This window comes from Vibrio sp. F13 (assembly GCF_020806305.2).
Lineage (GTDB): Bacteria > Pseudomonadota > Gammaproteobacteria > Enterobacterales > Vibrionaceae > Vibrio > Vibrio crassostreae_C.
This window is the reverse complement of the sequence record NZ_CP170175.1, coordinates 522,359-546,890: the sequence shown is the minus strand read 5'-3', so window position 1 is coordinate 546,890 and position 24,532 is coordinate 522,359. Positions and strand designations below refer to the sequence as shown.

The window sequence follows — 24,532 nt, the reverse complement described above, 5'->3', positions numbered from 1 at the left end:
AACAACACTCGGCATAAAATAGCTTTAAGAGCAAAGTTACTGACTAAAGTAGGAAATTAAGATGACTACACAGCTAGACGATAAAAAAATCGCTGAAATCAACAAGTATACGGGCGAGCAACGCCTGAAATACTGTGTGAAAGAAATCGTAGCAAACCGTGAAGTATGGATCTTAACCGATGAACACGGTTGTGTAATGCTGAACACAGAAGATGAAGATTGTGTTCCAGTATGGCCAAACCAAGAGTTCGCAGAATCATGGGCAACGGGTGATTGGTCTGAGTGTAAAGCTGAGTCTATTTCGTTGAACAAATGGCACAGTCGCTGGACGAACGGTCTAGAAGACGACGAACTTGCTGTTGTAGTATTCCCGAACGAGCAAGAAGAAGGCGTTATCTTGTTCCCGGATGAGTTCGACTTCGAATTGAAAAAGCAGGCAGCTAAGCGCTAGTTCTTTCGTAATACAGTAACATCGTAAGTCAGCGTTGCCTTTCTTAGGCAGCGCTATCATTCAATTATCCCATCTAAGTTACTTCCAACGTATATTCGTCAATACCCAATCAACTGATACAAAGGCGCTTGCTGTGCGGCTTTAGAAGCTTGCTGAAGCACACCTGTTTTGCTGTATCTCTTGAGTATCTTTCGAACGATAGGTTTTACTTCAGATTTTGTCATTCCAGCTTTCAATTCTGGTTCATACAGCAATTGCAGTAGCACTACGTCTAACGGCGATAATAAGTCTTCTGGCGTGTGGTCGTTGAAAATAGAAGGGTAGGCTTTATCTGAATCATTCGGCAGGCCTAGAACTTGTGTGATCTCTTCCACGATACAGGCGACCAGCTTACCTCGCGATCTTGCCTGATCAACCGGGATTACAATCCCAGCGTATACAATCTCGCCTTTAGAATTGGTTCTATAGCCCGCCGTGCAGATGGCGCTATTTAAATGTTGAGTTGATTTGAGCTTGAGCACCGATTTCGCCTCAGATACCCACTGGCTCTGCCTTGTGTATATCCATTTAACGTTCGCTTCGGACTCTTTACTGACGATTGTTATTGGATGTTGGGTGACTTCAGATAAGTGTTTGATATGAAGCTCTGTGATCTCTTGATGCAGTTCCTCATCGCCCACTCGATGATCGATCCAAATCTTGATCGGTTGTTTCCACTTGGCGAGCGGTTTGTTGCCTTGGGAGTATTCGTGTTGAAGCGCGACGTTATAAAAGGCAGTTTCGACGAAGCTTCTATCTAGCCATGTGAGCGGTGTGCTTGTCGCGTTAAAGGACAACAGCACCAACAAGAGGGGAAGCATTGAAGCTGTTCGATACATACTTTTCCCCTCTGCTAAATGTAGCGTGATTCCAGGTTAGTGGTTCGGCGCTTTGGAGAAATGGCTCTCAACCAATCTTTGGGTGATTTGGTGAGTTGGATTGGTTAGCACTTGATCTGTTTCCCCACTCTCAACCACATTGCCTTCATGCATGACAATAATCTTGTCGGTAATGTGCTTAACAATACCGAGGTGTTGAGATACATAAACGAACGATACGCCCATCTCTTCTTGTAACTCTAAGAACAGATTGATGATTTGCGAGCGCATTGCCATGTCCAAACCATTTAAAGCTTCATCAGCAACAATGATGGATGGCTGAAGTATTAAGGCACGAGCCAAACAAACCCTTTGTTTCTGGCCTGCAGCAAGCATCTGAGGGTAGAAATACGCATGTTCCGGTAGAAGGCCTACGCGCAGTAGTGTGTCTTTCACACGACGCATACGAGCTTCTGGAGGCATGTTGGTGTTTCGCTTTAATGGACCTTCAAGAATTCGACCGATCTGAATGCGCGGGTTAAGTGACGTATTCGGATCTTGGAAGATCATTCGAATCAGCTTACAACGAGTCGAGTAGTCTTTGTGCTCTAGCTTTTCGCCATTCACGCGGATCTCGCCTGCGGTTGGCTCCACCATGCCTGCGAGCATTCTGGCTAATGTTGATTTGCCAGAACCATTCTGGCCGATAAAACCAATTGTCTGGCCTGCTTCAAGAGAAAAGCTAACTGGCTTCACCGCCTGATGAATCTTTTTACGGAAAAGACCAGAGCGAGTCGTAAAGTCTTTAGACAAATCACTGACTTCTAATAATGCACTCATGATTTCTTTTTCTTCTCCATATTCAGAGGGAAGTGACAGTTGAACTTATGGTTCTTGATACGTTTCGTATGTGGGATCTCGACACACTGCCTTTGTGCGTATGGGCAGCGAGGCCCTAATCGACAACCAATAGGAAGATGTTGCAGCGGTGGAATTGACCCCGGCAAAGACTGGAGCTTCTCCTTGTGGGGAATCCAGTCGTTAAAGTCTGGCATCGCTTTTAACAAAGCAACGGTGTACGGGTGCTTTGGTGCATCCAACAGCTTCGGTGTATCAGCGGATTCTACCGATTGACCACAGTACATCACGGTAATGCGAGTCGCCCATTGGGTAATGGTGGTTAAGTCATGGCCGATCAACACGATGGTGGTGTTATTGATCTGGTTCATACGACTCAAAAGACGCAATATTTGAGACTGTGTAATTGGGTCTAAATCGTTGGTTGGCTCGTCAGCAATCAAGACTTTTGGCTTGGCAGCGATCGCCATTGCGATCATGACTTTTTGACACTCACCATCTGTCAGCTCATAAGAGTAACTGTCCATAAGACGAGAGTGATCTTTAATACCGACTTTGTGCAGTAGAGCGATGGCCTGCTTCTTACGCCATTTGAATCTCTGCCACCACCGACCTTCAAACGAATAGGAAGGAATCGCTTCAATAAGTTGATGGCCCACTTTTTCAGATGGATCAAGACAAGAGGATGGCTCTTGAAAGATCATCGCGATATCACGAGCAATAACTCGGCGTCGTTCTTTGGGTGTCAGTTGCAGGAGGTCGATATTGCCAAGGCGCATTCGGTCGGCAGATACTTTCCAGTTTTCTTTACAAACCCCAACGATCGCTTTTGCAACCAAACTCTTACCTGAGCCTGATTCACCTACTAAGCCACGAATTTCCCCTTCATTGAGGGTAATACTCATTCGATCTACGGCTTTAACCATCCCTTGAGGGGTCTCAATCTCGATGGTTAGATGTCGAATATCAAGTAACGGCATTATTCGATTCCTGCATTTAGCGCTTGGCGAACACCTTCACCGACGAGGTTAATCACGATAACTGTAAACATAATAGCTAAGCCAGGTAGGGTAACTGTCCATGGCGCAAGGTAAATCAACTCGACCGAATCACCCAAGATGGAGCCCCATTCGGTACTCGGTGCTTGAGCGCCAAGCCCTAGGAAACCTAAAGCCGTGATATCAAGAATTGCGACTGACAGTGCCAGCGTAACTTCAAGAGCGATCACGGTAAGGATGTTCGGAAGGATTGAGTTCCATAGCAGGTAAAAATCGTTCGCACCATCAAGGCGAGAAGCCAGAATATAGTCTTTTTCTACTTCAGCATGCACGGCAATGTACACCGAGCGTATAAAGCGCGGGATCAGTGCCAAGCACAAGGCGAGCAAGATATTAAACTCCCCAAAGCCAAGGAATGCCACGAAGATAATCGCCAGCAGAAGAGATGGAATCGACATAACAGTATCAAGCAGGTGGTTTAGCGTGCTTGATAGTAAACCGCGCGTCATACCAGCAAGTACGCCAATCAGACAACCAATGACGGCTGCGATAAAGGTAATCACCACCGCGGCGCCGAAGGTTAACTGAGAGCCAATTATTAGGCGAGAGAGAATATCTCTGCCTAAGTCATCCGTACCCAAAAAGTATTCTACCGTTCCCGCAGGATCCCAAGAGGGCGGCGTTAATAGGTGACCGGTTTGTTCTTGTGCATCATGCGGGGCTAGCCACGGTGAAGTGACGGTGACCAGAATGATAAGCACCAAACACCACAAGCCAAACATAGCTAGATTATTGCTGCGGAAGCTGCGCCAGAAACGTTCGAACTGGGTTGGAATCTGTTCTTCTTGGTAGACGTTATTTGTTAGCATACCATTCCTTCCTTACCAGTGGATTGATCATCGCGCCCAGTAGATCGGACAGAATATTAGCGGTCAAAACTAAGGTAGCCACCACAATTACACCAGCTTGAATTGAAACGTAATCTTGATTCGATAAGGCATCCAATAACCAGCGGCCAATGCCCGGCCAGTTAAAGATAGACTCGGTAACAATAGCAAGCGTTAACATACTCGATAGCTGAACACCGACCTTAGGAATAATCGGAGGTATCGCGTTTCTTAGCACGTGCTGCGTGATGATCTCTCTAGTGGAAAGACCTTTAATTCGCGCAGCGCGGATGTAGTTTTGCGTCATTACTTCAGCCACTGACGCTCTCATCAATCGGATGACCTGAGTCGTTGGCGCCAGTGCTAAAACAAGACAAGGCAACGCCATGTGCTCGATAACACTTTGTAGTGCGTGCGCACGGTAGCGACCCTCGGCAAAAAAGGCGTCAATCATCGCGAATCCAGTCACGTGTTCAATCTCGTAAAGTAGGTCGTATCGGCCACCAACTGGGAACATTTCAAAGTGCAGTGAAAACACCATGATCATCAGCAACGCGACCCAAAATATAGGCGCAGAGTAACCGGCCATTGAGGTGAACGATATGGTGGTATCAACAAATTTACCTTGTCTCATACCAGCAATGGTGCCGAAAGGGATACCGATGATGAGTGCCAACACAAAGGCAAAGAAGCACAGCTCTAGCGTTGCAGGGAACACCAGGACCAACTCATCGATGATAGGCACACCGTGTTTGCTTAGGCCAAAGTTTAGCGTCGATAATTCAGTGATATAGCTAATCCAACCGGGCCAAAAATCTTGAATTGCCCAAGGTGAGGTTTGGTCTAATCGAAGCAGGGAAAAACCTACCAAGGTCAGAATTCCTAGCGTAATAACGAATAAGTTTACACGTCTTAATGTATACCAAAACATTACTGCACCTCTCTTCTGACTTGATCAAAAGGTTGGGCATTGAAAGGACTTGCTTTAAAGCCTGTTAGCGAACGATCGTGCACGCGAAATTGCACGCCATGAGCTAAAGGAATCACAGGAACTTCTTCATTGAGAATGTTTTGGGCTTGTCGGTACAAGTTCACACGGTGCCTTTGTTGATTGATCTCTAATGCTAAGTCGAGAAGGAAATCAAAGTCTGAATTACACCACATCGAGACGTTTAACCCTGCACGCTCAGAGCTGCATGAGAGCAGCGGACGTAAGAAGTTGTCCGGGTCACCGGTATTGCCTATCCAGCCTGTAAGCAACAAGTCTGTTGAGGAAATAGAGGACAACTGTGTGCGGTCAAATCGGTCGTCGGTATAGAGTTTCAATTCAATACCAATATCGGCTAAGTTTGCTTGGATAAGTTCTGCCGTTTTTCTTGGACTTGGATTGTATGCGCGTGGCTCTAGTGGTACCCACATTGAAAGCTCTAACCCAGGTTCAACGCCAGCTTCTTTGAGAAGCGCAACCGCATAGTTTCGGTCGTAGCGAACTTGAACGCTGTCTTTTTGGTGAGCCCAAGAAGTCGGAGGAAGCAAGGTGTAGGCTTTGGTTCCTGTACCGTAATACACAGAATCAAGAATGTTCTGACGATTGATGGCTAAGTTGAGCGCTTTACGAACTCGAGAGTCACGCAGTGCAGGGTGCTCAGTATTCAGCGCGATGAAAGAGACATTAACCGCCGGAGTAGCAGAAATCTTCAACTCTTCATGAGCCTGAATAATAGGGATTTGGCTAGAAATTGGTGAGTTGAGCACGTCACACTCACTACGCAGAAGCTTGGCAAGTGTGCCTGTTCCACGTTGCGAAGTATCGAACACAACTTGGTCCATTTGTACTTCACCTTTCCAGTAGTGCTTGTTCTTTTTCAAGCGCACTAGGTCGTTGACTTGGTATTCATCTAAGTAGAAAGGGCCAGTGCCGACTGGATTGGAATCGATTCGATTTTTCTCATCCGCTGCAATGAGCTGATTGGCATACTCCTTAGAGTGAATGACTGCATAGCTGGTGGCGATATTGTTGAGAAACGAATTGTCTGGGCGACTTAATTGGAATTTCACCGTTAGGTCATCAACTGCGGTGATATCGACGATCAGGTTTTTGAAGTCGATTCCGGCAAACCATGGGTATAGGCCGCCACCCACATAATGAAATGGGTTTGAACTATCAATGACACGTTCAAAGCTAAACACCACATCTTGTGCATTCATGCTACGAGTTGGGGTGAACCAGTCTGTGGTTTGGAACGCAACATTTGGGCGCAGTTTGAACGTGTACTCTGTACCTGATTTATCAACAGACCAACTTGTCGCCAAGTTCTGTTTTGGTCGGTACGTCATCGGATCAAGAGTGAGCAGTGTATCGAAAATTTGAGGACTCAGCGATTCTGCGGTAATGCCACTATCAACCAGCTGTGGGTTGAAGGTACTAGGATTACCTTGGCCGCAATAAATGAAGCCTTTTTCACGGATTTGCTCGTGATTCACACTCTCACCACATCCAGCGAGAAAGCTCAGCGTACAGATGCTCAGTGATAGTCTTATTAGTGCTTTCATAAAAAGAAATACTTTTCGAAACGAGGCGTTAGAGGAGCCTCAAGATCCGGACAATTTAACATTTTATTTATTCGGCTCCAAATAATAATCAAGCGTGGACAGCTATTTATCGTTAGCTTGTCCGACAATCGCGTACTTCCTCACCATTCCACGTAATTGGTTGTAGGTTAATCCAAGTAATTCTGCTGCTTGTTTCTGGTTGTACTTGCTCTGCTTTAGGGCTTGATTGAGCAGCTTGATGTCTTGTTGTTCTTGCCATGCTTTGTAATCAAGCGGCAAAGAAAACAAGCTCTCTGATGAAGTATGGCTGTTGGACGGCGCATTGCCAATTTCATGCGTGGAATCTTGATCTATTTTCCATGCGGGTTTGAATGGGTTAAACACCAAAGATTCAATAGGATATGGGTCTTTACCGTGCTGGTAGACTGCGCGCTCAATAACGTTCTTGAGTTCTCGCACATTCCCCGGCCATGAATAATCCAGCAGCGCCTCAACGGCAGACGGAGCAAAGCCAACAAACAACTCCAATTCTAATTCACGGCACATCTTAATGGCGTAGTATTCTGCCAGCAGCGTGATGTCTTCTTTTCGCTCTCGAAGAGGGGGTATAGTAATCACGTCAAACGCGAGCCTGTCCAATAAGTCGGCTCTGAATTCGCCCCTTAATGCCATGTCTGGCAAGTCAGCGTTGGTCGCACACACCAGTCTGACGTTGGCACTTAAAGCTTTTTGTCCGCCGACACGTTCATACTGCCCGTATTCAATAACGCGCAATAGCTTCTCTTGAACGGCTAGGGGCGTGGTCGCGAGCTCATCAAGAAACAGTGTTCCACCTTCCGCTCTTTCAAATCGACCCTGATGACGACCTTTCGAACCCGTAAAGGACCCCGATTCATGACCAAACAACTCAGAATCAATCAAACCTTCACTGAGGGTTGAGCAGTTCAATGAGATCAAAGGTTGATCCCAACGTCTTGAAAGGTAATGCAGTCTTTGTGCGATCAACTCTTTACCCGTACCACGCTCTCCAATGATCAGAATCGGTCTTTCGATTGGTGCGAGTTGGGACACTTTATCTAAAACGGAGAGAAAACTGGGTGATTCACCAATGAGGTTCTGCTGCATAGCGGGTCCTTGTGTGATTTGAGCGCCGATGGATGTGATTTAGAGGGCTTTATTTAAATCACATCATGTAAATAGCTTAAGTATAAGAGTCGTAGTGGTGAAAAATACCAATACTTGGCTAAATTCATCATAGCATGGTTCGGGTTAATCACCATTTTATTGTAAGTATCTGATAATAAATGGCTTAAAAGTTGGCACGTTACTTGGATTACTTATGGTAGGTTTAACAACAAACGTAAATTTTTGAGCAAGTGGATTGAGAAATCGAATAACGCTTTAAAGCACATTTGCCATCATTGTAATTAAGGAGTTCCTCATGGGTATTTTTTCTCGCTTTGCAGACATTGTAAATTCGAACATCAGTGCACTTTTAGACAAGGCTGAAGATCCTGAAAAGATGATTCGCCTGATTATCCAAGAAATGGAAGATACGCTGGTTGAGGTTCGCACTAACTCCGCTAAAGCTATCGCAGATAAAAAAGAGTTAGCGCGTAAAGTTGAAGCTATCGAAACTCAGATTCTAGATTGGCAAAATAAAGCGACACTAGCACTAACTAAACAACGTGAAGACTTAGCTAGAGCGGCGCTAATAGAAAAGCAAAAACTTGAAGATATAATCAAAAGCCTTCACACAGAGCAAACCTTGGTTCACGAAACCATCGAAAAGCTGACCAGTGAGATTGGCAAGCTTGAAACCAAAATCGCAGAAACACGTGCGAAGCAGCAAGCATTAATGATTCGTAATAATGCGGCAAGCAATCGTCGTGATGTTCAAAAGCATCTGCATTCAAGCAAAACCCACGAAGCAATGGCGAAGTTTGAGCAATTCTCGCGTAAAGTGGATGAATTAGAAGCTGAAGCAGATGTTTACGCCAAAACAGGTAACGCAAAATCGTTAGACCAAGAATTTGCAGATCTACAAGCTCAAGATGAAATTGAAAAAGAGCTGGCGAAACTGAAGCAACAAGTTGAAAACCGCGATAAATAATTTTAGGAGTTGTCTATGTCAACATTTCTAATTGCAGGCCCACTGATTGTCTTTTTAATCTTCGTGGCACCGCTATGGTTGTTCTTACATTACCGCAGCAAGAAGAAATCCAGTAATGGTCTTTCAGAAACGGATCTTCAGCGTTTGCACAAGCTTTCTGCTCAAGCTGAATCGATGCAAGATCGAGTGAAAACGCTAGAAAAAATACTGGATGCGGAGTCACCTAACTGGAGACGAAACTATGAGTAGAGAACTGTATCGCGATCCTATTAACGGTAAGTTGTCTGGAGTGTGTGCAGGGTTAGCGAACTACTTTGGCCTTGAAGTGTGGTTGGTTCGCATCTTGGTTATCTCGGCGGCACTGCTTGGTGGTAGCTTTTTGGTGTTATTAGCGTATGTAGCTTTGACATTTATGCTTGAAAAACAACCACCTCAGTATGTCGATCAGATGAAGGCCAAACAAGAGCACACGCTCAAGCAAAAACCTTGGGAAAAAGGGCAAACCGCAGAGTCGTTACTGGGCACTTTAGAGGGTGATTTCCAGAAATTAGAGACCAGTGTCCGCAATATGGAAGCTTATGTGACTTCGGATACTTTCAAAGTCGACCGCGCATTTAAGAACATGTAGTGGTAAACCTGAAAAACATTAGATAACGGTTTAGGAAAATTTATTCCAAGCCGTTATTTTTTTTAATAATTTTGTCTAAATAAATCTTACGATAACTGGTAAGTTACATGTAATTAATCTATGTTATAAAAATATTTATAGTTATGGATGATCACTAATGTATAGAGCCTCCGTTGTCCTATTGACAGCCTTAGCTGGGTTGTCTGGGTGTGGTAAGGAGCTTCCTCCCGTACCTGAACCTGATTCTAGACCCGCCAAACTCTTCACTGTCTCCGTCGGTAGTAATGCTTTTGAACGTAGCTTTCCAGCCACCACAGAAGCTGGTGACAAAGCAGTACTGGCATTTCGTGTTCCAGGGCTACTTCAGACTATCGATGTCACATCTGGTCAACAGGTTACCAAAGGTGATGGGCTTGCAACGCTTAATCCTGACGAATATCAGTTGTTAGAGAAGCAAGCGAGAGCCAACTTTAAGCTTGCCGATGTTCAATACCAACGTTCCATTAAGTTGCGCAAAGATCGCGTCGTATCTGAGCAAGACTTCGACCAAGCGAAAGCTAATCATAATTCTGCTAAAGCGGTGCTTAACCAAGCAAAAGCCAACCTACGTTATACCACTTTGGTTGCGCCTTACGATGGTACTATCTCCATCATTCCTGCTGAAAACCATGAATACATTGCGGCTAAACAAGGCGTGATGAATATTCAAACCAATCAAATCCTCAAAGTCGTATTCTTATTACCCGACCAACTTATCACGCGCTTTTCTTCAGGGTTTGAGACGGATGCAACCATGGTTTTTGATGCTTTCCCTGGTAGCTCCTACGCTTTAGCATTCCAAGAAGTTGATACTGAAGCGGATCCCAAAACCGGGTCGTACAAAGTCACCATGGTAATGGAAAGACCCACCGATGTTGGTATTTTGCCGGGTATGTCAGGCACAGTTCATTTAGTTTCAGCGTTAGCAGCCGCCACAAAAATTCCCACATCAGCAATGATGACTGATGGCGATGATGTCTCTGTGTGGCGCGTGAATAGCGACGGTATTGTTGAAAATGTCGCAATCATCATCGATGAAAAGCGCCATATTGTTTCAGGGTTGAACGATGGTGATCGCATCGTAACTTCTGGTGTTAATGGTCTTGAACCGGGCGTTAAAGTTCGAGAGTGGATCAAGGAAAGGGGGCTATAACATGAAAACACTTAAAGTGGCCGCTGGACTGTCGTGTTTGGCTTTACTTACGGCTTGTGAAGATAAACAAGTTGTAGAAGTGAATAACACGCCCTTGGTTAAAGCTATCGAGATTTCAGTCATCGACTTTAGCGACAAACTCTATTTCCCAGCGGTTGCAAACGCTGCCGAGAAGGCTCATCTCAGCTTTCGAGTCGCTGGTGAAATCAATAAGCTTGATGTGAAAGAAGGTGAGCGTGTTTCACAAGGAGACATCATTGCAGAGCTTGACCCTACCGATTATCAACTGGATGTCGACAATGCTCAGGCGCGTTACACGGTAATTAACAGCCAATACAGACGTTCAAGTCCGCTAGTGAAGAAAGGCTTATTGGCGAAGTCACAGTTTGATGAAATTGCTGCTCAACGCCAGATCGCTTATGCCGAGCTGGAACTCGCAAAACTGCGCTTGTCGTTCACTAAGCTTCGTGCTCCTGTTGATGGGATCATTTCTCGTGTCAGTGTCGATCAATATGAAAATATTCAGGTAGGCCAGCAGGTCGTGAACATTCACAGTGTCGAGGATGTTGAGGTTGTTATCCAACTGCCTGACCAGATTTACGTGAATCAGCCTAGCGAACAGCTGTTATCGAATGTTGAGGCTGTGGTAAGAGTCCCCAGTGGCAATGAATACACGGCGGCTATTAAGGAGTTTACCACTGAACCTGACCCAAGCACGGGCACGTTCACGGTGACGCTTGCTCTACCTATGCCGGAAGATGATTTGATTCTGGATGGTATGGCCGTTGAGGTGACGTCAAATGGGCGAGATATCGGCTTGGAGTTAAAAGCTGGGGTACTTATCCCAATCGAAGCTGTGTTTAATGCGGATGGCGATGATTTAACGCGCCAGAACTCTTCTGTATGGGTGCTTAATGACGACAGTACCGTCTCAAAACAGCAAGTCGTAATAGGAAAAGCCAATCAGAAAACATTGCAGATCATGAAAGGATTAGAAATGGGGCAGCATGTCGTTGTTGCAGGCGTATCGCGATTGCGAGATGGGATGACAGTGGAAGTATTGTCTCAGGAGACGAACAATGAGTGAAGTAAATAACAAGCCCCAAAATGACGATCAACAGGGTGATGATCAGATCACAGGTGTTGCTTCTTACTTTATACGTAACAAAGTCATTAGCTGGATGCTATCTCTGATCTTTCTTATTGGTGGTGTCTCTGCCTTTTTCGGCTTGGGTCGTTTAGAAGATCCTGCCTTTACCATCAAAGATGCGATGGTTGTGACCTCTTACCCAGGGGCCACACCTCAACAAGTTGAAGAAGAAGTTACTTACCCACTAGAAAAAGCGATTCAACAACTTACCTATGTGGACGAAGTGAACTCTATCTCTAGCCGCGGCCTATCACAGGTAACGGTGACGATGAAGAACAACTACGGCCCAGATGATCTTCCGCAAATATGGGATGAACTTCGCCGAAAAGTGAATGATCTCAAGGTTGAACTGCCACCCGGCGTCAATGATCCTCAAGTCATCGATGATTTCGGTGACGTTTACGGTATTTTGCTGGCGGTGACGGGGGATGGCTATAGCTACAAAGAGCTGCTGGATTACATTGATTACCTAAGGCGAGAGCTAGAGTTGGTTGATGGGGTCAGTAAAGTCTCCGTTTCCGGCCAACAACAAGAGCAAGTGTTCATTGAGATATCGATGAAACGGATAAGCTCTCTGGGTCTGTCTCCAAGCACGGTATTTAACCTTTTATCGACTCAAAATATTGTATCAAGTGCAGGAGCGGTAAGGATTGGTGATGAATATATTCGAATCCATCCAACGGGTGAGTTCCAGAATGTTGAGCAGCTTGGCGATTTAATTCTGACAGAAGGTGGCGCTCAAGGGCTTATCTATCTAAAAGATGTGGCGAATGTAACCCGTGGTTACGTTGAGGTACCGAGTAACATCATTGGTTATAACGGCGAACTCGCGCTTAACCTGGGTGTCTCTTTTGCGCAAGGCGTGAACGTGGTCGCAGTGGGTGAAGACTTTGATCGAAGACTCGCCGAGCTTAAATATCAACAACCCGTCGGTATCGACATCTCCGAGGTTTATAACCAACCTAAAGAGGTGAACAAGTCGGTAAGCGGATTTGTGGTGAGTTTAGGGCAGGCGGTTGCGATCGTAATCGTGGTGTTACTGTTCTTCATGGGACTAAGATCGGGCCTATTGATTGGTTTGATACTGCTATTGACCGTATTCGGTACATTCATTTTCATGCAGTACTTCAAGATCGACCTACAACGTATTTCACTGGGCGCGTTGGTTATCGCCTTGGGGATGCTGGTGGATAATGCCATTGTGGTGGTGGAAGGGATATTGATCGGCACGCAGAAGGGGCGAACCCGGATGCAGGCCGCCACCGATATCGTAACCCAAACCAAATGGCCGCTGCTTGGTGCGACGGTTATTGCGGTGACTGCGTTTGCTCCAATTGGTTTATCTGAAGACTCAACAGGCGAATACTGTGGCACCTTGTTCACGGTGCTACTGATCTCCTTGATGCTGAGTTGGTTTACTGCCATCTCGCTCACGCCGTTCTTTGCCGACATGTTCTTTAAAGGTCAGAAGGTCGATCCAGATAACGAAGGTAAGGACCCATACAACGGGATGGTTTTTGTTATCTACAAAAACTTCCTTGAGTTCTGTATGAAGCGTGCTTGGTTAACCATGTTTGTTCTGATTATTGGTTTAGGCGCGAGTGTGTACGGTTTTGGTTTCGTTAAGCAAGCCTTCTTCCCGTCTTCAACCACACCTATGTTCCAAGTGGATGTGTGGATGCCAGAAGGTACCGATATTCGAGCGACCAATACCAAGCTTAAAGTGCTTGAGAGTTGGCTAGCTGAGCAGGACGAAGTTGAACATATCACGACAACCGCGGGTAAAGGCCTGCAACGTTTCATGCTGACTTATGCGCCAGAGAAAAGTTATAGCGCTTACGGCGAGATAACGGTTCGTGTGAAAAGTTATGAAGTACTTGAAGGGCTAATGAAACGCTTCCGTGAACATGTAAATGGTCAGTTCCCAGAGATTGACTACAAGCTTAAACAGATCGAATTAGGTCCTGGTGGCGGTGCGAAAATTGAAGCGCGAATTGTGGGTTCTGATCCAACGGTTTTACGTTCAATCGCTGCACAAGTGATGGACATCATGCGTGCTGATGAAGGCGCATTTAACGTTCGTCACGATTGGCGTGAAAGAACTAAGGTATTAGAGCCTCAGTTCAATGAAAGCCAAGCGCGTCGTTATGGTATTACTAAATCTGACGTTGATGATTTCCTAGCAATGTCTTTCTCTGGTAAGTCGATTGGTGTGTATCGTGATGGTACAACGTTAATGCCGATTGTGGCTCGTTTGCCTGAAGACGAGCGTGTCGATATTCGTAACATCGAAGGCATGAAGATCTGGAGCCCAGCATTAAGTGAGTACATCCCACTTCAACAAGTAACGTTAGGTTACGAGCTAGAATGGGAAGATCCACTGATCATCCGTAAGAACCGTAAGCGTATGCTAACGGTAATGGCGGATCCTGATCTATTGGGTGAAGAGACGGCCTCAACTCTACAGAAACGCTTACAACCACAGATTGAAGCGATTGAGATGCCTCCGGGTTACTCATTGGAATGGGGGGGTGAATATGAGTCGTCAGCAGATGCACAGGCGTCACTGTTCACAACCATGCCTCTGGGTTACTTGTTCATGTTCTTAATCACTGTGTTCTTGTTTAACTCGGTGAAAGAGCCTCTGATCGTTTGGTTAACGGTTCCATTGGCGTTGATAGGGGTGACGACAGGCTTGCTAGCCTTGAATACACCATTCGGCTTTATGGCGCTGTTGGGCTTCTTGAGTCTATCTGGGATGCTTCTGAAGAACGGTATCGTACTACTTGATCAAATTGAGATTGAGATGAAATCTGGTAAAGATCCGTATGTAGCGGTTGTTGATGCGGCTCTGAGTCGTGTTCGCCCGGTATGTATGGCGGCGATTACCACCATTCTAGGTATGATCCCTCTACTACCGGATATCTTCTTCAAACCAATGGCAGTAACCATCATGTTTGGTTTAGGCTTTGCGACTGTACTCACGCTAATCGTAGTGCCTGTGCTGTATCGTTTGTTCCATAAAATTGAAGTGGCTTAACGTCAACTGACCTTTGAAATAATGCCCCTAATTGGGGCATTATTTTTATGTATGATTACTAAAAGAGACCATCGAAATGGAAGCTAATACAGTGGATAGAACGTGTGCATGGGCGCTTAAACATGAGCTTGAAAGGGAGTACCACGATGCAGAGTGGGGCGTGCCTGTTTATGATGACCAAGTTCTGTTTGAGTTCATTACTTTAGAAGGTGCTCAAGCAGGTCTGAGTTGGATTACGATCCTTAAAAAGCGTGAAGGCTATCGTGCCGCGTTCGATAATTACGATCTAAACAAGCTAGCTGAGCTGAATGAAGACAACGTGCCGAATATTATCGAACACTTCGATGTGGTTAAGCATAAGGGCAAGATTGCTTCGGTATACAACAATGCACGAGCAACCCTTGAGCTTCAGAAAGAGTTTGGATCCCTATCCAATGCTTTATGGCAGTTTGTCGATAATAAGGTGATTGAAAATCAATGGACCGAGATGTCTCAAGTTCCCGCCTCTACAGAGCAATCTAAAGCGATGAGTAAGTTTTTAAAGAAGAGAGGGTTTAAATTTGTTGGTGAGACAATCTGTTACGCGTTTATGCAAGCAACAGGTATGGTCAATGATCATTTAGTCGGTTGCCCACACAAATAAAGTGTTATTTATTTCAGCGGAACAATCACTTAGAAATTGAAAAATTCATAGCCATTTTTTCATCGCTCTGAGATCTTTAAGTGGATGTGCTTTAAGGTTCAATATTGGCTTTGAAAGCTTCTGGACTATGAGCGGTTTGTATTATGAGCTGAAGTATCTGAATATGAGTATTTTGAGTTATGCTTTAAACAGAAAAAGGCAGGAATATCCTGCCTTTTTTGCATATTAGACCTATCGTCTCAGATTAAATCAGAGCGCTATAACGTTCTAATCCCGCCTCTAGATCAGCAATCAGGTCATCAACATCTTCTAACCCAATATGAACACGTATCAAGGTACCTTCGAAATTAGGATTGGCAACAGTTCTCAAGCTGTCAAAACTGCTTGGTTCGTTAGCTAGAATCAAACTTTCAAATCCACCCCAAGAGTAACCCATACTAAAATGTGTCATTCCATCAAGTAACGCTGTCGTCGCTTTGATATTAGAGTTGTTTAGTACAAAAGAGAACAAGCCATTACCGCCAGTAAAATCTCGTTTGAAGAATTCATGGCCTGGGCAAGACTCAAGAGCAGGGTGACGAACGTGGTTAACTTCAGGACGAGTCTCTAACCATTTTGCGACCTTCAAGCTGCTTTCTGCGTGTTGGCGTAGACGCACATCAAGAGTACGAATGCCGCGAAGCCCTAAATAAGCATCATCAGGTGAGACACATTGCCCCATCAAGTAACTTTGCTCTCTTAGTTGATCCCAGCATTTCTCATTGGCGACTGCCGTACCTAGCATCACATCAGAGTGACCCACGATGTATTTGGTCGCTGCTTGAATCGAGATATCAACACCAAAATCAAACGGTGAGAAGTTCACGCCAGCCGCCCAAGTATTGTCTAGCATAACGATGATGTCATGTTCATGAGCGATACGCGCTAGTGTTGGAATATCCTGCACTTCCATGGTGACAGAGCCTGGAGACTCAGTAAACAGCACCTTAGTGTTTGGCTTGATAAGGTCTTGGATACCTTCACCAATCGTTGGCTCGTAGTAAGTTGTCTCTACCCCCATCTTTTTCATGATGGTGTCACAGAAATCACGAGTAGGTTCGTAGCAGGTGTCAACCATTAAAATATGATCACCTGTTTCTACAAAAGAGAGAATGGCATTCGAAATTGCTGCTGTACCACACGGGTACAGTGCACAACCCGCGCCGCCTTCTACTTCAACCATCGCATCTTGGAAGGCAAAATGAGTGTTGGTTCCACGACGTCCGTAAAAAAGGGTCTTGTTAGCGCGGTTAATCGTAGCTTTACGCTTCTCTTCTACTGAGTTAAATACGACAGTTGAAGCGCGTTGTACTGGTGGGTTAACAACACCATTGGTCCACTTCTTATCACGACCGGCAGTGATAAGTTTAGTGGTTTTGTTCTCGGACATGCTGTGAATTCCTTATCAATCGGTTATGTCCTATTTAAAACATGCCAAGAGTGTTCAAAGCAAGAGCGGAGCGGGGATTTTTGCGCTTTTCTTACGATTTTTAACCTTTCACTCAGTTAACAGTGAAAGGTTAAAAATGATCGATGGGGAAACAACGAGCCATAATCGAACCATTGCTGGAATTATAGGAGTGGGTTGAACAAGTAGAACAGCCTCTCAAAGAAGCGATTACTAAGGTTTCTTTGCTCCCACTGTTCTAACTCTACAGAGTGGGATGAAGCGATATAAGATTTCTGCAGCTCAGACAGTTTTTGCGTGAAATGCACATCATCCACAGCCAGAGTCACTTCAAAGTTGAGCCACAAACTGCGCATGTCGATATTGACGGTTCCGATCAAGCAAAACTCTTCATCGATCACTACCGATTTGGTATGAAGAAGGCCACCGTAAAATTCATAGATCTTCACGCCAGCTTCAAGCAACTCGGTATAAAACGCACGAGAAGCCCATTTAACCATTAGTGAATCGTTATTGTGTGGAATGATCAGTTCTACAGTTACGCCGCGTTGAGCTGTCATCTTAAGTGTTTCGAGTAAGTCAGCACTTGGCACAAAATAAGGTGTAGTAATACGTACAGAATGATTCGCTTGATTGATGGCGATGGTCAGTACTTGTAAGATCAAATATTCCGGCATGCCAGGGCCAGACGGCACTACTTGAACCGGATGATGTGTCATGATTTCTTCAACTGGGCATTCAGGTATATCAGGGAGAATGCGTTCACCAGTCTCAACTTCCCAATCCCAGCCATGAATAGCGGATAACACATTAACGGTTGGCCCAGTCACTCTGACCATTACATCAATCCACTGACCAACGCCGGAACTTTGTTTGAAGTGAACAGGATCGACCATGTTCATTGAACCCGTATAGGCGATAGTCTCGTCAATCACAATGATTTTGCGGTGTTGTCTTAAATCTAGGCGACGTAAGAAAATACGCCATGGGCTCACTTCTAGTGCTTGTACGACTTGAACGCCTGCGTCCTTCATCATTGACTGCCAGTGGCTTTTGAAAAAGCGAGGGCTACCGGCTGAATCGAGCAAAACTTTAACATCTACGCCACGTTTTGCAGCGCGAATCAGCGCAGAGGCAACCGAATCGGTCAGGCCACCTGGATGCCAAATATAGAAAACCATCTTGATACTGGTTTGTGCATTTTCTATATCTTCGATAATTGCGTGTAGGATCTCGTTTGGTGAAGATTGCAGCGATAGAGTGTTTCCACTGAGTGCAGGGATGCCCATTCGATTGTTACAAAGCTCGTCAATCTTATGGATAGGGGAGCCGACTTTACCTGGTTGGTGAAGTTGGCAATCATTCAATTGACGGAACCAGTCGCCGAAAGGGGTAAACATACGATGAGCGCGTTCAGCCCTTTTTCTGCCTAGGTTTAGCTCACCAAAAAGGAAGTAACAAGCTACACCAACAATCGGGATAATGTAGATAACCATTAGCCAAGCAAGAGAAACGCTGACAGAGCGTCGTTTTAGTACAACACGAAACGTCACACCGGCTACGAGAACCCAGTACAAAACAACAGAGGCCAAAGTTAAAAAATGATAAAGCTTATCCACATTGAATACTCGAAAAAAGAGACACTTAGATAGTAATGCTATTTAACGGATATGGGAATTTAAGGATTCAACTATTTACAAAATAGAGCAAAAGATGTAAATAGGTTAAAGTTGTTAAGTTTTGGTCAACTTAAGAAGAAAACGATTGTTTTGTATGAAAAGTCGGCATTTAACCATAAAAATTTACATCTTTAACGAAATTTGTACGGTATGCTCTTCCAATTTTATTCTTAAACTGGTTTACTTGCTAGACAACGAGCGTCAATCAAATCTTTTAGGTGTGTAAATTTATTTATACACCTTCCTTTTAAAGACGCCACCCAAAGCAAAACACAACATCACATAACACAAAAGTTTGGAGTACACGTGGCTACTAGTAATACAACCACAACACCCCGCGATACCTGGGGTTCGAAGTTAGGATTCGTAATGGCTGCAGCAGGTTCTGCTGTTGGCTTAGGTAACATTTGGAAATTCCCATACACAGCAGGCGAAAGTGGCGGTGGTGCATTCGTTGCCATTTACCTGTTTTTTGTAATTTTTATTGGTTTCAGTGTCATGCTGACTGAATTTGCGATTGGCCGTCATACGCAAAAATCAGCAGTAGGTGCATTTAAAACAACTGACCGTCGTTGGACGTTCGCTGGCGTTATCGGCGTATTCAGTGGTCTACTTATCATGGGTTTCTACCCAGTAGTAGGCGGTTGGTCAATCGCATACATCGGTAAAATTGCAGGTGGTCTTCTAGACGCACCAGAAGCAATTGGTGATAGCTTTGGTGGCTTTATCTCAAACCCAGTTCAACCACTAATGTGGATGGGCTTATACCTACTACTTAACGTTGTTATCGTTATGAAAGGTATCTCTGGTGGTATTGAGAAAGCAGGTAAGATCCTGATGCCGCTTCTTTTCATTATCCTTATTGTAGTATCAATCAAAGGCATTATGCTTCCGGGCGCGATGGCTGGTCTTGAGTTCCTATTCAGTCCTGACTTCTCTAAAGTAGACAGCAATGTAATCCTAGCCGCTCTAGGTCAAGCATTCTTCTCTCTAAGTCTTGGTATGGGTTGTATGATGACATACGGTTCTTACCTTAAGAAGAAAGAGAACCTAGTTCAGACAACAGCAATGGTAACCGCAATGGATACTGGTGTTGCTATTCTAGCTGGTGTTGCAATGTTCCCTGCAATGTTCGCGTTCGGTATGGAACCTGCAGCGGGCCCTGGTTTAGTATTCGTTGTTGTTCCTCAGCTATTCGCTGAAATGGGCGGCGTAGTTGGTCTTCTATTTGCTCTTATGTTCTTCGTTGGTTTGAGTGTTGCGGCACTAACATCTTCAGTATCTCTACTTGAAGTTGTGGTTTCTTACCTAATCGATGAGAAAGGCATGAAGCGTGTAACAGCGGTACTGTCTGCAAGTGTTGTAATGGCGATTCTATGTATCTTCGCTTCTCTATCACTTGGCGGCTTCGGTCCAACACTGTTTGATACTGGCGCGTTCGACATTTTCGACCTACTAACGGATAAGATTTTCCTAGCGGTTGGCGGTATGTTGGTATGTATCTTCGCTGGTTGGAGACTAAACCGTGCTGACCTAGAGAAAGAAATCACTAACGATGGTGAAGTATCTTTCCCACTATTCGGTCTATGGTACACGCTAGTTAAGTACATCATCCCAGTAGCTATCGCAATCGTTGCATTCATGGGTATCTCTTCTGGCTTCGACAGCGGTAAAGGTGCAATCATGCTACTAGGTATTGGTATTATTGCTGGCTCTACGCTTATCTCTAAGAAGCTATAGTTTTAAGAAGCTACAATCGCGAGCTAAAGTAAGTTAAGAAACGGGAGCCAATGGCTCCCGTTTTTTTATTCAAATACTTAATTCTTATCAAAAAATAAAACATTACATTCACTAAAGTTATCCGTCACCTAGCCGATATATTGAATATCAAGAATTTTTGATCGGTATTTAATTTAGGTAGGTGTTGTGTGAAATTGTCAGTGAGAAAGAAACTGTATGCCGGTTTTGGCTCTATATTGGCGGTGCTTGTTACGTTAGTCAGTATTGTATGGATAGAAGTTATCGGCGCGCACCAGAGCGCAGATGAAATTAGAATGGACGATGTTCCGGGTACTGTTACCTACCTGGTACTGATTGATGAAGCGGGTGATGTATACCGAGATGCGCTTGGTGCAATTACACTGGTTGATAACGCACTCAATGATTATCGAACCAGCAAGAACGAATTTGCTCAAGCTATCGAGCAGGCTAAGCGTTTGGAGAGTAGAGGTTCGGAAGACCACCGCCGTATTCAGCGAATTGAAGACCTGATGGGGCGTTTCACTCAAGAGTTTGAATCAAAGCTTGTGCCGAAGATCAATGATGAAGCTGCGCTACTAGCCAATATTCAACAGCTACGATCTTTGTATGAGAGCAATCTTATCCCTATTGAGAACTTACTGGATCAAGCGTCAGCAAGTGAGCGTGCAGATACAGAACAGTCACTACTGACACTAACCGACACGTTTACTACCATCGAGCGCACTATCATGGTGTTGTCTGCTATTGCGATTGTCTTTGGTTGTGTGATTGCGTATCTATTGTCTAGCTCTATTACCAATCGTCTTACTCGTGTAGAACAAGTAGCACGACGTGTAGCAAATGGTGACCTAACGGCAGGCGACATTATTGATGATTCTAGTGATGAATTGGCTGAACTGGCTAAGTCGATTAACCAGATGCAGAAATCACTAGTAGACCTATTAGGTTCAATCTCGTCTGTGACTCACCAAGTCCAATCGGTGACAGGGGAGCTCTCTTCTATTAGCCAAGACATCGTTACTGGTGCATCAGCTCAAGCAGACAAAGCTAACTTGATTGCAACGGCTGCTGAAGAGCTAAGCTTGACCATTTCTGAAGTGGCGCAGCAAGGTACTTCAACTTATGAAGAAGCACGTCGCTCAGAAACCTCTGCAGAAGATGGCCGCAACGTGATTGTTGAGATGGTGGCGAGTATTCAACAAGTGTCGACTCAAATGAGCGATATGTCGTTGCAAATGAATACTCTAGGTTCTCACGGTGAGCAGATTGGTAGCGTTATCAAGGTAATCGAAGACATTGCTGAGCAAACTAACCTGTTAGCTCTTAACGCTGCAATTGAAGCGGCACGTGCAGGCGAGTTTGGTCGTGGTTTTGCTGTGGTAGCCGATGAAGTGCGAGCGCTAGCAGAAAGAACAACCAAAGCGACACGAGAAGTCTCGGGCATCATTCAATCGATTCAATCGGGCACTCAAGAAGCGGTGACTTACACTCAAGATAACTGTCGTTTAGTTGAGATTGGTGTTGAGCAAAGCTCAGGTGCTGTTTCGGCTCTAGAAGCGATTGTGAGCGGTGCGGGCAATGTACAAAGCATGGTTAACTCTATTGCGACTGCGGCAGAAGAACAGACGGCTGTGACCAAAGAAATTGCAGCGGACATTACCGCGATTAGCGATATCTCTGAGCAATCTCTGCAGCTAGCAACTCGTAGCTCCGAAAATACATCAGGCTTGAACGCTAAGGTTGCTGAGCTAGAAGCATTAGTTGGTAAGTTTAAACTGGCGTAAAGCGGTAGCTTGGTTCTATTTACCTATTGGTAATCGAGTAAAGACCACGCACTGATCGCTAGTTGCTGAAAAGAAGCCCAACGATTCAATATTTATTGAGTGAGTTGGGCTTTTTCGTAGCTGGAATCTGGGTTCAGACGCGGTATACTCCACGTTCTACAATGGAGCTAGCCTTTAATGTTCGATATTCTTCTGAACCACTCTGATTTTTTACTTATCAATAAGCACCCTGGAGTCAGCGTCCACAAAGACGATGGCGATACCATGTTGCTTCAAGAAGTTGCTAAGGCAATTAATGAGCCTAAGCTGTATCTCGTTCATCGACTAGATAAAATGACTTCGGGCATTCTGCTGCTGGCAAAAAATGCGTCGGCGGCGAGCGAGCTTTCACAGCTATTTGCAAAGCGTGAAGTAGAGAAATACTACCTTGCGATCGGTTCTAAGAAGCCAAAGAAAAAGCAAGGTTTGATCTCAGGAGACATGGAGCGCTCACGACGCTCAAGTTGGAAACTTCTGACATCCAAAGAGAACCCTGCGATTACTCAGTTTTTATCAGCAACGGCTGAACCCGGTGAGCGTCTGCTGTTATGCAAACCCTATACGGGGCGAACTCACCAGATCCGTGTCGCGATGAAGTCGATCGGCTCAGCCATTGTTGGTGACCCTATTTATAATCCATCGAGTGAGGCTGACAGAGGTTATCTGCATGCCTTCGCGATTCGATTTGCCTATCAATCACAAGCCTACGAATATGTCTGCGATCCAAGAAGCCTAAACTCCTTGGGTGAGAAGTGGCATCAAGAAACCGTGTCGAACGGTTTGGACAGTTGGCTTGAACCTTGGTCATTAACTTGGCCAAAGCTAAACACTAAGTGAGTGAAATAATGGAAGCATCAGCTTTACCTCTGTTTTTTAGTCATATTGAACAGCAACTTAATGAAGTACCAAACGAACTACGCCGTATTTTCCACGGGCGCGGTAAGTTTTGGCCTGGTCTAGAGCAACTGACATGTGATTGGGTTGATGGACAGCTACTGGTTAACGTGTTCAAAGAAGTAGACGACGAATTCTTGTCATCTCTCAAAGCTGGATTGGTTGAACTCACTAACAGAGATATCTGGCAATCAAAGCAGGGCACAAGCATTGTTCTGCAACACCGTTATGCCGATGGTGCGCCTTCAGAGGTTCTATGGGGTGAGTTGAATGACTCTCCGGTTGTGGTTGAGCATGGTCTGAAGTACCAATTAGACATTGGCCGTAATCAGAACTTTGGTTTGTTCCTAGACATGCGTAATGGTCGCCAGTGGGTACAAGATAATGCTAAGGATAAGAATGTTCTTAACCTGTTCGCATACACTTGTGGTTTCTCTGTCGCGGCTATCGCTGGTGGCGCTCGTCAATGCATGAACGTGGACATGTCACGTGGCTCGCTAAACAAAGGCCGCGATAACCACCGTCTGAATGATCACGATATGCGCTCGGTTAACTTCCTTGGCTACGATATTTTTAAGTCGTGGGGAAAAATCAAGAAGGGCGGCCCTTACGAGCTAGTGATCATCGATCCACCTTCGTTCCAAAAAGGCAGCTTTGCTCTAACCAAAGATTACAAAAAAATCTTACGTCGTTTGCCTGAACTTCTAACTGAAGGCGGTGAAGTGATTGCGTGTGTGAACTCACCAGCAGTCTCACCAAACTTCCTGATTGAGACGATGGCAGAAGAAGCACCAAGCGTTGAGTTCATTGAGCGTCTGGACAACCCGCCTGAGTTTGTCGATGTCGACCTTGATTCAAGCCTAAAGGTTCTGAGATTTCAAAAACTTAATTGATATATCTTGATTCGATAGTGAAAAATAAGCCCCACCCTAAATTTAGGGTGGGGCTTATTTTTCTTCGAAGCAAAAGTTTAGAGTTATCACCCTACTTAATTTTATTTTAGAGCTCACGTGTTGTTTTTTTGTGAGGGATGTCTCATATCAGTAACAATTAAAACTTGGTCAAACCTTAGTCATATACACCAGGTTTATGTGTGCTTGGTAACTTATTGTGCGCATTTTAAACTTTCCCTGATTATAAATTAACCCCTATTGATTCAAGTGTTATTAATTTAAGGGTTTTATTTGATATTGGTTCATTTTAAATACTTATTTTTCGGCAATTATAAACGGTTAATAATTTGTCTGTAATCATATAAATGAGTAATATCTTGCTAACTTTCTTTACGGGGTGAAATTCCGTATGAAAACAATCAAACTACATGGAAAATTAACTATGCTTACAAAACTATTCGTTAACACCAAAATCGTGCTAGAAAACTACAAAAATAACGAACAAGGTGTGACAGCTATTGAATATGGTCTAATTGCTGCGGCTATTGCAATCGTTGTTGGTGCTGCTGTCACGCCACTTGGTGCACAGCTAAAACTTGTTTTTGAATCTATTACAACGACATTAACAACTGCAACTGCAACTCCAACTCCAACTCCTTAATCGA

At 44.7% G+C, this 24,532-nt stretch carries 22 protein-coding genes; 13 read left to right on the top strand and 9 right to left on the bottom strand.

All coding sequences use genetic code 11. The features are described from left to right. Nucleotides 1-61 precede the first annotated feature (61 nt). On the top strand, nucleotides 62-451 hold the full coding sequence (locus tag LMH68_RS02450) for a DUF2750 domain-containing protein (protein WP_004734596.1): 390 nt from the start codon (nucleotides 62-64) through the stop codon (nucleotides 449-451). 98 nt (nucleotides 452-549) lie between these two features. On the opposite strand, the gene LMH68_RS02445 is transcribed toward LMH68_RS02450, so the two are convergent. The 7 genes from LMH68_RS02445 to pspF all read right to left on the bottom strand — a co-directional run bounded on the left by LMH68_RS02445 (nucleotide 550) and on the right by pspF (nucleotide 7,729). Beyond that, on the bottom strand, nucleotides 550-1,329 hold the full coding sequence (locus tag LMH68_RS02445) for a DUF2927 domain-containing protein (RefSeq protein ID WP_029235328.1): 780 nt from the start codon (nucleotides 1,327-1,329) through the stop codon (nucleotides 550-552). A gap of 36 nt (nucleotides 1,330-1,365) precedes the next feature. Beyond that, nucleotides 1,366-2,148 carry an ATP-binding cassette domain-containing protein gene (locus tag LMH68_RS02440; protein WP_017060304.1) on the bottom strand — a complete coding sequence of 261 codons (783 nt, stop codon included), beginning with the start codon at nucleotides 2,146-2,148 and terminating at the stop codon, nucleotides 1,366-1,368. Further along, nucleotides 2,145-3,146: an oligopeptide/dipeptide ABC transporter ATP-binding protein gene (locus tag LMH68_RS02435; RefSeq protein WP_229647182.1), complete on the bottom strand. Its 1,002-nt coding sequence runs from the start codon at nucleotides 3,144-3,146 to the stop codon at nucleotides 2,145-2,147. Before LMH68_RS02435 ends, LMH68_RS02440 begins: the two co-directional genes overlap by 4 nt. Further along, nucleotides 3,146-4,033 carry a putrescine export ABC transporter permease SapC gene (gene sapC / locus LMH68_RS02430; protein ID WP_017065331.1) on the bottom strand — a complete coding sequence of 296 codons (888 nt, stop codon included), beginning with the start codon at nucleotides 4,031-4,033 and terminating at the stop codon, nucleotides 3,146-3,148. Before sapC ends, LMH68_RS02435 begins: the two co-directional genes overlap by 1 nt. After that, complete coding sequence (locus LMH68_RS02425) at nucleotides 4,020-4,982, bottom strand: ABC transporter permease (protein ID WP_017060307.1); 963 nt, start codon at nucleotides 4,980-4,982, stop codon at nucleotides 4,020-4,022. Before LMH68_RS02425 ends, sapC begins: the two co-directional genes overlap by 14 nt. Next, nucleotides 4,982-6,604 carry an ABC transporter substrate-binding protein SapA gene (gene sapA, locus LMH68_RS02420; RefSeq protein WP_108185272.1) on the bottom strand — a complete coding sequence of 541 codons (1,623 nt, stop codon included), beginning with the start codon at nucleotides 6,602-6,604 and terminating at the stop codon, nucleotides 4,982-4,984. The genes LMH68_RS02425 and sapA overlap by 1 nt, the downstream gene beginning before the upstream one ends. 102 nt (nucleotides 6,605-6,706) lie before the next feature. Further along, the gene (gene pspF / locus LMH68_RS02415; protein ID WP_065583878.1) at nucleotides 6,707-7,729 is read right to left on the bottom strand and encodes a phage shock protein operon transcriptional activator; all 1,023 of its coding nucleotides are present in this window, start codon (nucleotides 7,727-7,729) and stop codon (nucleotides 6,707-6,709) included. Nucleotides 7,730-8,045: 316 nt separating this feature from the next. On the opposite strand from pspF, the gene pspA reads away from it, so the two are divergent. The 7 genes from pspA to LMH68_RS02380 all read left to right on the top strand — a co-directional run bounded on the left by pspA (nucleotide 8,046) and on the right by LMH68_RS02380 (nucleotide 15,370). Then, a complete protein-coding gene (pspA, locus tag LMH68_RS02410) occupies nucleotides 8,046-8,717 on the top strand; it encodes a phage shock protein PspA (RefSeq protein ID WP_004734604.1) in 672 nt (223 codons plus the stop codon). A gap of 15 nt (nucleotides 8,718-8,732) precedes the next feature. Further along, nucleotides 8,733-8,966 (top strand): envelope stress response membrane protein PspB, encoded by a 234-nt coding sequence (pspB, locus tag LMH68_RS02405; RefSeq protein WP_004734605.1) that lies wholly within the window; start codon nucleotides 8,733-8,735, stop codon nucleotides 8,964-8,966. Next, nucleotides 8,959-9,345 carry an envelope stress response membrane protein PspC gene (pspC, locus tag LMH68_RS02400; protein ID WP_029222097.1) on the top strand — a complete coding sequence of 129 codons (387 nt, stop codon included), beginning with the start codon at nucleotides 8,959-8,961 and terminating at the stop codon, nucleotides 9,343-9,345. The genes pspB and pspC overlap by 8 nt, the downstream gene beginning before the upstream one ends. Before the next feature lie 157 nt (nucleotides 9,346-9,502). Further along, nucleotides 9,503-10,537 (top strand): efflux RND transporter periplasmic adaptor subunit, encoded by a 1,035-nt coding sequence (locus LMH68_RS02395; protein WP_017086192.1) that lies wholly within the window; start codon nucleotides 9,503-9,505, stop codon nucleotides 10,535-10,537. A gap of 1 nt (nucleotide 10,538) precedes the next feature. Then, nucleotides 10,539-11,624 (top strand): efflux RND transporter periplasmic adaptor subunit, encoded by a 1,086-nt coding sequence (locus tag LMH68_RS02390; protein ID WP_102332937.1) that lies wholly within the window; start codon nucleotides 10,539-10,541, stop codon nucleotides 11,622-11,624. Then, a complete protein-coding gene (locus tag LMH68_RS02385; protein ID WP_017060313.1) occupies nucleotides 11,617-14,727 on the top strand; it encodes an efflux RND transporter permease subunit in 3,111 nt (1,036 codons plus the stop codon). Before LMH68_RS02390 ends, LMH68_RS02385 begins: the two co-directional genes overlap by 8 nt. Nucleotides 14,728-14,803: 76 nt before the next feature. Continuing rightward, nucleotides 14,804-15,370: a DNA-3-methyladenine glycosylase I gene (locus LMH68_RS02380; RefSeq protein ID WP_102429173.1), complete on the top strand. Its 567-nt coding sequence runs from the start codon at nucleotides 14,804-14,806 to the stop codon at nucleotides 15,368-15,370. A 244-nt stretch (nucleotides 15,371-15,614) separates the two neighbouring features. Here LMH68_RS02380 and LMH68_RS02375 read toward each other — a convergent pair whose 3' ends face one another. Continuing rightward, nucleotides 15,615-16,799, bottom strand: a complete 1,185-nt coding sequence (locus LMH68_RS02375) for a cystathionine beta-lyase (RefSeq protein ID WP_017065338.1) — start codon at nucleotides 16,797-16,799, stop codon at nucleotides 15,615-15,617. Nucleotides 16,800-16,981: 182 nt separating this feature from the next. After that, complete coding sequence (gene cls, locus LMH68_RS02370; protein WP_102429174.1) at nucleotides 16,982-18,436, bottom strand: cardiolipin synthase; 1,455 nt, start codon at nucleotides 18,434-18,436, stop codon at nucleotides 16,982-16,984. A gap of 366 nt (nucleotides 18,437-18,802) precedes the next feature. Between cls and LMH68_RS02365 the strand changes: the two genes are divergently transcribed. The 5 genes from LMH68_RS02365 (at nucleotide 18,803) to LMH68_RS02345 (ending at nucleotide 24,528) form a co-directional block, all read left to right on the top strand. Beyond that, nucleotides 18,803-20,236 (top strand): sodium-dependent transporter, encoded by a 1,434-nt coding sequence (locus tag LMH68_RS02365; RefSeq protein WP_229647183.1) that lies wholly within the window; start codon nucleotides 18,803-18,805, stop codon nucleotides 20,234-20,236. A 188-nt stretch (nucleotides 20,237-20,424) separates the two neighbouring features. Continuing rightward, entirely contained in the window at nucleotides 20,425-22,041 is a 1,617-nt protein-coding gene (locus LMH68_RS02360; protein WP_229647184.1) for a methyl-accepting chemotaxis protein, read from the top strand. Nucleotides 22,042-22,218: 177 nt separating this feature from the next. After that, entirely contained in the window at nucleotides 22,219-22,917 is a 699-nt protein-coding gene (locus LMH68_RS02355; protein ID WP_017060318.1) for a TIGR01621 family pseudouridine synthase, read from the top strand. Between the two features lie 8 nt (nucleotides 22,918-22,925). Beyond that, nucleotides 22,926-23,867 carry a class I SAM-dependent methyltransferase gene (locus LMH68_RS02350; protein WP_102333161.1) on the top strand — a complete coding sequence of 314 codons (942 nt, stop codon included), beginning with the start codon at nucleotides 22,926-22,928 and terminating at the stop codon, nucleotides 23,865-23,867. 409 nt (nucleotides 23,868-24,276) lie between these two features. Next, nucleotides 24,277-24,528 (top strand): Flp family type IVb pilin, encoded by a 252-nt coding sequence (locus LMH68_RS02345; RefSeq protein ID WP_372127570.1) that lies wholly within the window; start codon nucleotides 24,277-24,279, stop codon nucleotides 24,526-24,528. The last annotated feature ends 4 nt before the right edge of the window (nucleotides 24,529-24,532 follow it).